This is a genomic window from Myxococcales bacterium, from assembly GCA_016712525.1.
Lineage (GTDB): Bacteria > Myxococcota_A > Polyangia > Polyangiales > Polyangiaceae > JAAFHV01.
Window position 1 is genome coordinate 2,413,019 of the sequence record JADJQX010000007.1, and the last position, 11,260, is coordinate 2,424,278.

Sequence of the window (11,260 nt, forward strand, 5' to 3'; positions counted from 1 at the left end):
CGGCGGCCGATCCGCTCAGCGCGGATCGTCGGCCTTGCAGCCCACGAGGGCTTGGATCTTCGTGCCCTGCTGCGCGTTCACCCGCGTGCAGAAGTCGGCGCAGAGGAGGATGCGCTTCGGGGCCGCGTTGTCGTCGTAGTACCAGGCGTCGGGGTTCTGCGCGCACTTGGAGGCGTCCGTCACGCGCACGAGGGCGGCCGGCGGGGTGTTCGGGAACGTGACCTGCACGGCGACCTTCGTCGGATCGGCGGAGGCTTGCGTCGGTACGGTGAGCTCGCACGCGAGGCGGTCGGCCGTGCCCTTGGCGATGTTGTCGAGCACGCCCGAGTAGTCGGTCTTGCAGACCGAGTCGATGATGCCCTTCGTGAGCTGGCTGAGCTCTTGGTAGCGTGAGCCGTTGTTCTCGGACGTCGAGCACCGCGCGCCCGTCACGAAGGCCGTGCCTGGCGTCCACCCCGCGATGGTGTGGAAGATGTAGCGCCGGTCCGCCGCGGTGCCGAACATCCCCGCCGGCGCTTTCGCCAAGAGGGCCTGATCGAAGGCCTGCGAGGTCATCTGCGACTGGTCGTCGGTCACCTCGACGAACACCTTGTACGAGTCGGCGCGTAGGTGCTTGTTCCACGCGAGCGCCGCGTTGGTGCTGTCGTACGTGGACAGGATCAGCGAGAGCGAGTTCGTGCTCTGGACGTCCTGGTTGATGTGCCAGAAGAGGGGCGGGTTGTCGGCGCAGTTCGCCCCGCCAAGGGGCGGCGGCACGCAGATGACGAGGCCCGTCTGGGTGGGGCTCGACGCCTTTCGCACGATGAAGATGACGCGGTAGTCGAGGCCCGTCTGCCCGATCTTCTGCGCGAACGAGTTCACGTTCGTCTTGATCTGGGTCATCTCCTCGCCCATCGACCCGGAGTTGTCGATGACGAAGACGATGTCGACCTTGGCCTTGGCGACCTCGGCGACCGACGCGGCGCACGCGCCTTGACCGTCGCTTCCGCCGTCGAGCGTGCTGTTGCCGAACGAGCCGTTGCCGTTTCCGTTGCCGTTCCCGTTGCCGTTCGTCGCGCTAGGGTCGGGGCCCGTGGGGAACGGCTCGGAGCCGGGGTCGCTGCTCCCACAGGCCGCCATGCACGCCACGAGAGGCGCGACCACGAAGAGGGACGTGAGACCGATCCTGCGAACGCGACGGTGATTCATGGCGCCTCCGGGCGAAACCGACATCTTCGGGTAGCGTTTCATCTCGGCGGGCACTCGGCAACGACGCATACGAATCGGCGACAAAATAGGCAAGGCGCACATCCGAGGGCGATGTGCGCCTACCTGCGAGCCAGGACCCTTGCGCCTACTCTTCGGCGGCCGCGGCCTCTTCCTCGGGGGCGGGGCTCGGGAGCTCCTCGGAGATGCACGAGCGCTCGAGGAGCTCGGCCACGTCGAGCTGCTGGATCTTCTCCTCGAGGCTCTGGCTCTTGAGGCCGTCGGTCAGCATGGTCATGCAGAACGGGCAGCCCGTCGCGATCGTCTTCGCGCCGGTGTCGACGAGCTGGAGCGTGCGCTTCACGTTCACGCGCGTCTTGTTCTGCTCCTCCATCCACATCTGCGCGCCGCCAGCGCCGCAGCAGAGGCCGCGCTGTTTGGTCCAGTACTCCGGCTCGACGAGCTCGACCCCTGGGATGCTGCGGAGGATCTCGCGGGGCGACTCGTACACGCCGTTGTAGCGACCGAGGTAGCAGCTGTCGTGGAAGACGACCTTGCCGGTCACGGGCTTCGTGGGCTTGAGCTTCCCCATGGCGAGGAGGCCCATGAGGAAGTCGGTGTGGTGGACGACGTCGACCTTCGCGCCGAAGTCGGGGTACTCGTTCTTGATCGTGTTGAAGCAGTGCGGGCACGCCGTGATGACGGTCTTGGCGCCGCCCTGCTCTTTGTAGGTGTTGAGCACCGCGGCGTTCGTCTCGGCGAGCGTCGCGAAGAGGAGCTCGTTGCCGGCGCGGCGCGCGGGGTCGCCCGTGCAGGTCTCTTCTTGGCCCAAGATGGCGAAGTCGACGCCAGCGGCCTTGAGCAGCTTCGCCGTGGAGCGCGCGATCTTCTTCGCGCGGTCGTCGTAGCTGGCCGCGCAGCCCACCCAGTAGAGGACCTCGGCGTCGGGTTTGTCGCTCATCATGGGGATGTCGAGCCCGTCGGACCACGCGCTGCGGTCCATGCGCGAGAGGTTCCACGGGTTGCCGTTCACCTCCATGGCCTGGAAGGGCTTCGCGAGCTCGTGGGGGAACTCGTTCTTCACCATCACGAGGTTTCGGCGCATGTCGACGATCTTGTCGACGTACGAGATCATGACCGGGCACTGCTCCTCGCAGGCGCGGCAGGTCGTGCAGGCCCAAAGCACGTCCGGGTGGACGATGTTGGGCACGAGGTCGGTGATGGTGAAGGCCTTCGGGAGCTTCGAGCCCTCGACCTCTTCCATGCGCTGCTCGGGGCTCTTGTCGCCCTCGATGCCGAGCTCGGCGAGGTTCGGATCGGCGCCTCCCCAGCGCATCTCCTTGTCGGCCCACATCGCCTCGTTGTCGTAGAGGTGATCGCGGAGCGCGAGCGTGAGGTGCTTCGGCGAGAGGACCTTGCCCGTTCGGTGCGCCGGGCAGTTGTCGGAGCAACGCCCACATTCGGTGCAGGTGTAGAAGTCGAGCACGGCCTTCCAGGAGAACTGGTCGATCCGCGCGACGCCGATCTCGCCGGCGAGCGGGTCGTCCATGCCGGCGGCGGCCTCGAGCTTCTCCATGAGCTTCTCGGTGCTCTCGGCCATGGGCTTCAAGCGACCGGGCGGGTCCATGCTCTTCAGGAAGACGTTCGGGATCGCCGTGATGACGTGGAAGTGCTTCGAGTGCGGGAGCAGGTTGAGGAAGATGAGGACGAGCGACGAGTGCGTCCAGAAGCCTACCTGCGCGAGCAAAATGAGGGCGCCGGCCGGGAGGCCCTTGAACGCCGTGGCGAACGCCGAGCCCGCGGGCGACGGGAAGAACGAGAAGCTCGCGTGCGCCTCCGTGCCCATGGGATACGGCGCGGTGATCGTGGCGATCTTCTTGCACTGCTCGACCGTGGCGAGCACCGAGTCGGGCGCGCAGAGCTCGGCCTGACGGTACGCGAGCACCATCGAGGCGCCGTCGTACATCATGTCGGTGATCATCATCGTGAAGATGATGACCAAGATGAGGATCGCCTCCTTGTTGAGGGTCATGCGCTTCTGCGGCCGCACGACGCGGAAGTAGAAGAACACCGACACACCCACCACGACGAGGATGGCGACGAGGTCCTTCGCGAACTCGTAGACCTTGCCCACGGGCTGCGAGGGCCCGAGGATGAAGAGGTTCCAGCTCGGGTAGATGCCTCGGCCCCAGAGCACCAGGGTGCGGAGCGTGAGGGTGATGAACCCCGCGAAGATGAGCTTATGGGCCCAGCCCGCAGGCTGGTAGTAGTCCATCTTCTCTTGTTTGAACGCGTAGTTCCAGACGGCCAGAATGCGGTCTTCGATCTTGTCGAAGCGGTTCTCGCCCTTGCCAATCTGGAGGAGCTGCCAGCGCCGGATCGCCGACCACGCGAAGACGGCGTGGGCGAGAGCGATGAGCGCGATCATGACGGGGGGGTTCATTGCGCCCTCCCATCGGTCGGTTGGAATCGGCACGCCGTTCGCCTGCGGCTCACTTGCATGTTCATGGCGCGTTCTTCCATATAGGGACGTAGCCCAACGCGTCAAACACGGACCGGGCCCGAGACGGCGATTTTTTGCGGCAAAGGTCGAGGTCGCGCGGGCGCGGGAGCCCTGGTAGAGGTGGGTCGATGGGTGCCTCGGGTCGCCTCTTTTCGTGCCTCACCGCAGCGGTGCTGCTCTCGGGCTGCGAGGACCTGCCCCCCCAGCGTGTGGCTCCCCTGCCCCACGCCCCAGCTCCCCCTCCCCCGCCCGACGGCGCGCTCGAGAACGCCGCCAAGGCCGCCGTGGCCGAGTGGCGCGAGGCCCACGACGAGCGCGACAAAAAGCGCCTAGAAGCCCTCTACGCCTCGCGCGTCCGCTTCCAAGGGTTCGACCTGACCCGCGAGGTGGTGCTCCGCTTCGCCGAGGCCGAGTCCACGCGCTCGCCTTCGATGCGTCGCGAGGTCTCCGGCACGACGCTCGACCTTCGGCAGCGCGGCCTCGTGGTGGCCCACTTCGCGACGACCAAGCGCGCCATGAACCGCATCACCACCGAGACGACGACCTTGGGCCTCTCGTGCGACCTTCGAGGCGCGCGCGACTGCGACGGCGTTCCGTGCGAGGCCCACGATCTTCCGCGGTGCGTCGTCGTCACGGAGGACTCGTCCGCCTACGGAGAGACCTTCGCACGCGCGCGGGCGCTCTCGGCGCGACCCGGGTCGTGCCCCGAGGCCATCCTCGACGTGGCGACCTCGACCGACGACGCCAAGGCCATCGTCGGCGCGCGACCACCACGCCTCGCGGGGGCCGTCGTGAGCATGCCTCCGGAGAGGCCTCGCGCGACGGTGGTGCTGTTCGACGAGTCGCCCGAGGGTGCGCCTCGGGCCGTGTACGACGTCGAGCTCGGCACGTTCACGGTGACCGAGGTGCTCCCCGGCGACGTCGTGCAGAAGCCCGATCCGGCCACCGTCGAGCGTGCGAAGCGGGCGTGTGCGTCGCGCTAAGTCACCGGTCATCGTCCTCGATCAAGACCGCTGACGCCACCACGAGGGTCGCGTTCGGATCGTATTTCGCTGCGCGGAAGGCGGCCCTTCGGATATCAAGGGCTCGTGAACGGGCGCGCGCACTCCCGCCATCGACCGATGGGCCTCGCCCTCGGGCTTCTCGTCGCCGCGTGCGGCGAGATGTCGGCCAACGTGGACGCCCCCACCCGCCTCGTCTCGTTCCGCGTGGACGCGCGGGCGCTCGCCGCCTCTCCGCCCAAGAGCCCGCGCGCGGCGCTCGTGTGGCGCACACGGGACGCCGCGGCCTTCGCGCCGACGGGGGACAGCCCCATGGGCGATCTCGGCGAGGACCTCACGTTCGACGTTCGCCGCCCGCCCCCCGACCAAGCCTTCGCAGCTCCGGTGCTCGTCCCGAGCGAAGGGACCCCCTTGCGGTTCGCGCGCGGGTTCGTTGTACTTTACACAGATGGGAACGACAACGGCGCGCTCGACCTCCGCCCGGGCGTCCTCGAGGGATCCCAAGGGGACCGCATCGTCGGCGCGAGCGCCACGCTCGGGGTCGTGTGGCTCGAGCGCACCCCGAGCAGCGCCGAGGCTCGAATCCTCGTCGATCGCGCCGGACACTCTCCCAGGTCCGGCCTCAACCTCGTGAGGCTCACGCGCGACGGCGACGCCTGGCTCGGCGCGAGCGACGCCTTCGTCGTCGAAGCCCCCACGGCCCTCCCGTCGCGGCTCTGCACGGCCCACGTGGAGAGCCCCGAGCCCGAGACCGCGCCTGTCCCGTTCGATCTCGCGCGGATCTTCCCCCCGAAGGGGACCCCGGGGCTCGCCTGCTCCGACCGGGGCCGGAGCGTCGCCTTTCGAACGTGCCTCGCCGAAGGGCTCTGCGCCGCGGCGACCGACGTCTGCGTGACGCTCGAGCGTCGCCTCTCTCCGACCGAGCCTGTCCCCACCGCGTGGCCCTGCGACACCTGACGATGCGCCGCCGATCCGCCATCAAAGCCGCGCTCCTCTTCGCCGCCCTCGCGTCGACCCCAGCCTCCGCGCGCGCCGAGGCGCCCTCGCCCGCGCGAGGCCGAGAGCGTGTGCTCGTGGTCCTGTCCGCCCCCGACCGCGACGCGGAGGCCCGCGCCGTGCGCGACGCCTTCGTCGATCACGGGTGGATCCCCGAGGGGCGCGCCGTGCTCGCCCACCTCGACGAGCACGAGGCTGCCCTCGCCCGCGCCCGCGAGACGGTCACGCGGATCCCCCCACGTGAGCTCACCGTCATCGCCGTCGTGCTGGCCCACGAAACTTCTACGCGCGCTCCCTCACCGCCCGCGGACATCCCCGCGATCGCACGCGTCGCGTTCGTCGATCGGTGCGGAGCGTCGGCCCCGGAGCTCTCCGTCGACGCCGAGGGGGCCGACCTCACCGTGCGTGCCGAGGGGCCCTGCGGCGAAGGCTCCGCGGCCTCGCTCTTCCTCCAAGCGATGGGCGGAGCAGGCGACGTCGACGACGATCGCCACGTCACCGCCGCCGAGACCGTCGCCTACCTCACCTCGGAGCTGGCCGCGCGAGGCACGCCCCCCAAGGCCACGAGCCGCGCCGGGAGCTCGCCCCTCCTCGGCGTGGTGCTCGGTCACGACGCCTCCTACCCCGACTCCGCCGAGATCTCTCTGCCTCGGGAGGCGGGCCCGGCGTGGCGGTACAGGTTCTTTCGCTTCGGAGAGCGCGCGCCCTTCGCGACCGCCTTTTCTCGGTCCGACCGTGAGGTACGTGTCCGTGTGCCCAAGGGGCGCATCATCGTACATGTACGCGAAGCGGCCCGTTCGCGCGGCGTCGACCTTCGCGTCTCGGGCGCCGAGCTTCACCACCTCGCGCTGACCGAGGGGCGCACGATCCCCCCCGAGGACCTCGAGGCCTACGCGGGCTCGCTCGCCAAGCCCTACCACGAGGTCGCGGTCGCGTACTCCGGGGCCCTCGGCGGGTACGCGTCCTTCGCGCACGGCGCCTCTCTCCGGTACGCCTACGCGCACGCCGACTGGGCGGCGGGGTTCATGGGCACGGCCCACCTCGCCGGCAACACGAACGCCGAGAACGAGAACCTCTTCACTCTCTTCGGGGTGAGGGGCCGCGTCGAGAGGAGGGTCGCCCTCGGCGCTCCGACGATCGGGTTCGGAGGGGGCCTCGCCGTGGAGCTCACCCTCCAGACCGTGCGACGCAGAGACGGCGCGGCCCTCGCTCAGACGGGCTACCCGCTCGAGGAGCGCTACCGCGCAGCCACCGCCGGACCGGAGCTCTTCGTGCACGGCCGGACCACCATCGGGGGGACGTCGTTCCTCGGCGCCGAGCTCGCGGCCGTGTTCCCCTTCGCGCCCCAGGGCGAATCGCTCCAGGCCTTCCCTCGGCTCGAAGGCTCCATCTACGCGGGCCTCGGGTTCTGAGCGTACGTCCAGCCCCGCGCGAGGGCCCACACGGTCCCCGAGCGCGCCGAGGCGCCGTTGTTCTCGGAGAAAACGGCCGTTTCCAGGCTCGTTCAGCGCCCTTCGCTTCCCCTCGCGGCCCGCTCGGCACGCGATCCCATTTGTTCTCGATCGATCCGCGCGCCGTCGTTTGGTGGAGAGAACACCCGCACCCTGAACGCACGAACGACGCGTCCCACGCCCCGACGCTCGATCGTGACGCCGAGTAGACGCACGGCGGACCTCGACGGCGCTTCGCGACGGGCCGCGGAGACCTCGCCGCTCAGATCTCGAACGTGAAGGTGCGCTTCTCGGTCGTCGAGCCGGGAAGCAGCTCGATTTGGGCGCCGAAGACCTGGCTCCCGACACGCGCGCCGAGGCGCACCTTGACCGGGGTCTCGGCGCCGCGGAGCTCCGAGAGCTTCACCTCGAGCGAGTATTTCCCCTTCGGTGGCTCTCCGCCCTCGAAGAAGATGTTCTCGATGTTCTGGCCGTGGCACCCGTCCTCGCCGGGGCAGTCCCGGTCGAGGCGAAAGCCCGTGCGCGACGAGCGGTTGCCCTCGAACACCTTCGACCCCTTGGGCTCGACGAGCACGAGGTCGACGTCGGCGGGGCTGTCGCCCCAGGCCAAGGTGAACTGCAAGAGCCCTGTGCCGATGCCGCAGCCCTCGTCGATGACGCCGTTGCAGTTGTCGTCGATGGCGTCGAAGCAGCGCTCGGGCCCCGCCGGCACACACGCCGACTCGAGGGGGATCCCCTCTTTCGACAGCATCGAGATGGCGACGACCTTGGGGCCCGTGGGAGGCGCCTCGACGGGGGCGACGGCGGGCCCACACGCCGAGAGCCACACGACCGCGCCGAGGGCCCACGCGACGGACGCGCCCACGGCACGGTGCAGGGTACGGGACGGAGCGCGCACTACGGGACGAGGTGACCACCCGCGGGCTTGCGGGCGTCGGGGAGAGCGTCGGTGACGATCTTGGGGTTCATGACCTCGAAGAAGGCCTTGCGCGCGAGCTCGGCGTGCGGCCCGGTCTCGCCCTTGAGCGCCATGAGCACGCCCTTCTCCTTCATGAACTTGAGGATCTCGATCGCCTCGAGGCGCTTCTTCTCGTCGGCGCCGCGAGCGTCTTTGAGGAGGCGCACACGGAGCTGGACGCGCGTGAGCGAGTGGGGGCCCGAGTCGTAGTCGATGCCCTGGAGGGCGCGCGCGAGGATGAGGCGCGGCCAGTCTTGCAGGGCGTCGCGCACCTTCACGCGGGCGCAGGCGTTGGCGTTCTCGATCCAGCGGGCCACGTCGCCGGTGTCGTAGTTGCGGTCGGACCAGTAGCCGAAGGTCTGGTTGTAGGTGACCTTGAGCTCCTCCATGGCCGCCGGATCCGCGCTGTCGTAGGTCGCGATCGCGCGCTTCACGGTGTCGGCGTCGGCGCCGAGCATGAGGGCGAGCGTGGCGTCGGAGCGCACGTTCGGGTCCTTGAGCTTCTCGAAGAGCTGCTGCGTGATCGCCGGCGTGAGGCCGCCCATGCCGATCGCGCGGGCGGCCTGGTGGCGCACCTCGAGGTCGACGTCGCCCTTCATGAGATCCATGAGCCCCGCCGTGGCCGAAGGCACCGGGCGGCGGATGAGCGACTCGAGGTAACATGCCCGAATCACTGCAGTTTTCGGGTCGTTCCCGTTAAACTGCTTCACTTTTCCGACGATCTCTTTCATCTGCTCGTCGGTCGAGGTCCAGCCGAGCGAGAAACACGCCTCGATGCGCGCCTGCTCGTTGTTCTGCTTGTCCTCGATGTACTTCACGAGGATGGGGTACGCCTTCGGGTCGCCCCAGTGGGCCATGCCGTGCGACGCGCCCACGCCGAGCGCGCGGAGCGTCATGCCGAGGACGGCGAGGCCACCCTGCTGGAGCCCCTCCATCGTGACGTCGGTGTTGTTCGGGCGGCGCGTGAACTGCTTCTCGAGGAGGCCCCAGTCGGCCTTCATCCAACCGGAGTAGCGGAGCGCGCTCTGCGCCGTGGCCCACGACTCGGGCATCTGCTGCTGCCCCTCTTTCGGGAGCGGCACCGTCGGGTCGGACCACTTGCGCATCTGGGGGAGCGCCTCTTTGGCGTCCGCCGCGGCGAGGAAACGGAGGCCGTTCGCGTGCGGCTGCGGCTTGTCGGTCAGCCAGAACATGACCGACTCGTAGGCCTCTTTGCGGATCTCTTCGCGCTTCTCGGGGTAGAGGACGGCGAGGTCGGCGAGCATGCGGGCCGTGACGACGCGCTCGTTGTCGTCCATCCGGTACTCGGGGTCCTTGTCCTTGTCGTAGAGCTTCAGCGGGTCTTGTTTCATGCGCCACGCGAGCGTGGGCACCGCGCGGAGGTCGCCGATCTCGGCCATGCGGAGGGCCGCCTCGGTCTTCCAGTGAGGCTTCGGCTCGCTCTTCAGGTACTCGGCGAGCGCGTCGCCGCCGCGCGGATCTTGGAGCTCGCGCATGAGGTCGAAGAGCTGCTTCGTCTGGAATTTCTCGCGGTCGGCCTGGCCCTTGACCAAGACCTCGTCCTTCTGGACGCTCTTCAGCGCGAGCACGAGGCCCTTCGTGCCGACGCCGTCACGCAGCGCCTCGAGGAACTTCTGGCGCGAGTCCTTGTCGGCGTTCTTGAGCGCGGTGAGGAGCGGCCCCATCGAGGCCTCGTTCGCGATCTTGCCGAGGCCGACGGCCGCCTCGCGCGCCACGTCGACGCTCTTGTCGACGACGAGCTCGGTGAGCTGGGACTGCCACTTGGGGTCGCCCGTGCGGGAGAGCACCGTGGCCACGAGCTGGCGCACGCTGTCGCTCGGGTCCTTCGAGAGGGCCGCGAGCTTGTCGAGCGACACCATCGAGGAGAGCACCTCGGGGTCGAACGCAGGGTTTTGGTCGAGCTTCTGGACCTTGGCGAGGTGACCGAGGCGGTACTCGGCGAGCACCTCGTCGAACGCCGAAGGCTCCTTCAGGGTGGCGAGGGCCCAGCAAATCTGGGGTTTGTCGCTCGCGTCGGCCTGCTTCAGCGCCTTCAGGAGCTCGGGTTTGGCCATGTCGGCCGCGGGCGAGCCGTACTCGAGCAGCGCCGTGGCCGCCGTGCCGCGGACGCGGTGATCGTTCGACGAGAGCCCCTTCACGATGAGCTTGAGGCCCTCCGTGTCTTTGGCCCACGCGAGCTGCGCGAAGGCCTCTTCTTGCATCTTCCCCGAGTCTTCGCGGGCCGCCCAGGCGCGCCACTTGGGGAGCTGCTCCTCCTTGCTGAGGAGCGCGATGGCCTTCTTGTCCTCGGCGATCTCCTTGGCGGAGACCTTGTTCGCGTCGCTGCGGAGGCCGAAGAAGAGCGCCGCGCCGGCGCCGACCACGAGCAGCGCACCGACGGCGATCGCGATCGGCTTCGTGGCGCCCTTCTTGAAGTCGCCCTCGTCGCCGCCTCCCATGCCACCGCCGCCGAAGCCGCCTCCAGGCGCGCCCGGGGGGAGCGCGTCGTCGTCCGGCGGCCACTTCGCCGCGCGGAGAACGGGCGGCGGGGGCGCTTTGGGCGGGAGATGCGGCTCGGGCGTCGTGTGGGGGTTCATGGCGGGGCGAAGGGTAGACCGAATGCGGCGCGGCCCGCAGGACAAAACGTAGGTCCCACGGGCGATCGGCCGAGGTCGCCCTTTTGTGCCCGGAGCGGATTGCGCGACGCGTCGGCGCGGGTACGCTCGGGCCGTGTCCGCCTCCCCCGTGATCGTGTCCGCCGCCGTCGTGATCCGCGACGGGCGCGTCCTCTTGTCCCAACGCAAGAAGGGCAGCCACCTGGCCGACGCGTGGGAATTTCCAGGGGGAAAGGTCGAGCCCGGCGAAGATCCGAAGGCCGCGCTCGTGCGCGAGCTCGACGAGGAGCTGGGGGTCCGCGCCGAGATCGGGGACATCGTCGAGGTGACCTTCCACACGTACGCCGAGGCGGCGCGCACCGTGCTCCTGCTCTTCTACGAGGCGAGGCTCACCCCCGATTCGCCCGAGCCCACCGCGAAAGACGTGGCCGCCGTTCGCTGGGCTACCTCGGACGAGCTCGACCCGAGGGCGTTCCCGCCCGCCGACCTCGACGTGCTCGTGAAGGTCCGCGCCCGCCTCGCGCGCGCCGCTCGCGGTTGACGCACGGAGG

The 11,260-nt window shown here is 69.2% G+C and carries 8 protein-coding genes; 4 read left to right on the forward strand and 4 right to left on the reverse strand.

What is annotated here, in order from left to right; translation table 11 throughout:
* Positions 1 to 15: 15 nt before the first annotated feature.
* Both IPK71_27230 and IPK71_27235 read right to left on the reverse strand, forming a co-directional pair.
* On the reverse strand, positions 16 to 1,188 hold the full coding sequence (locus IPK71_27230; GenBank protein MBK8217436.1) for a hypothetical protein: 1,173 nt from the start codon (positions 1,186 to 1,188) through the stop codon (positions 16 to 18).
* Positions 1,189 to 1,333: 145 nt separating this feature from the next.
* The gene (locus tag IPK71_27235) at positions 1,334 to 3,628 is read right to left on the reverse strand and encodes a (Fe-S)-binding protein (GenBank protein ID MBK8217437.1); all 2,295 of its coding nucleotides are present in this window, start codon (positions 3,626 to 3,628) and stop codon (positions 1,334 to 1,336) included.
* Positions 3,629 to 3,816: 188 nt separating this feature from the next.
* On the opposite strand from IPK71_27235, the gene IPK71_27240 reads away from it, so the two are divergent.
* From IPK71_27240 to IPK71_27250, 3 genes are all read left to right on the forward strand, one after another.
* Positions 3,817 to 4,671, forward strand: coding sequence for a hypothetical protein (locus tag IPK71_27240; GenBank protein ID MBK8217438.1), 855 nt, complete (start codon positions 3,817 to 3,819; stop codon positions 4,669 to 4,671).
* 105 nt (positions 4,672 to 4,776) lie between these two features.
* Entirely contained in the window at positions 4,777 to 5,646 is an 870-nt protein-coding gene (locus IPK71_27245; GenBank protein MBK8217439.1) for a hypothetical protein, read from the forward strand.
* A gap of 2 nt (positions 5,647 to 5,648) precedes the next feature.
* Entirely contained in the window at positions 5,649 to 7,097 is a 1,449-nt protein-coding gene (locus IPK71_27250) for a hypothetical protein (GenBank protein ID MBK8217440.1), read from the forward strand.
* A 301-nt stretch (positions 7,098 to 7,398) separates the two neighbouring features.
* Here IPK71_27250 and IPK71_27255 read toward each other — a convergent pair whose 3' ends face one another.
* Together IPK71_27255 and IPK71_27260 are read right to left on the reverse strand one after the other, a co-directional pair.
* Positions 7,399 to 8,001: a hypothetical protein gene (locus tag IPK71_27255; GenBank protein ID MBK8217441.1), complete on the reverse strand. Its 603-nt coding sequence runs from the start codon at positions 7,999 to 8,001 to the stop codon at positions 7,399 to 7,401.
* A gap of 32 nt (positions 8,002 to 8,033) precedes the next feature.
* Entirely contained in the window at positions 8,034 to 10,691 is a 2,658-nt protein-coding gene (locus tag IPK71_27260; protein MBK8217442.1) for a HEAT repeat domain-containing protein, read from the reverse strand.
* A gap of 133 nt (positions 10,692 to 10,824) precedes the next feature.
* Between IPK71_27260 and IPK71_27265 the strand changes: the two genes are divergently transcribed.
* The gene (locus IPK71_27265) at positions 10,825 to 11,250 is read left to right on the forward strand and encodes a (deoxy)nucleoside triphosphate pyrophosphohydrolase (GenBank protein MBK8217443.1); all 426 of its coding nucleotides are present in this window, start codon (positions 10,825 to 10,827) and stop codon (positions 11,248 to 11,250) included.
* Positions 11,251 to 11,260 lie beyond the last annotated feature (10 nt).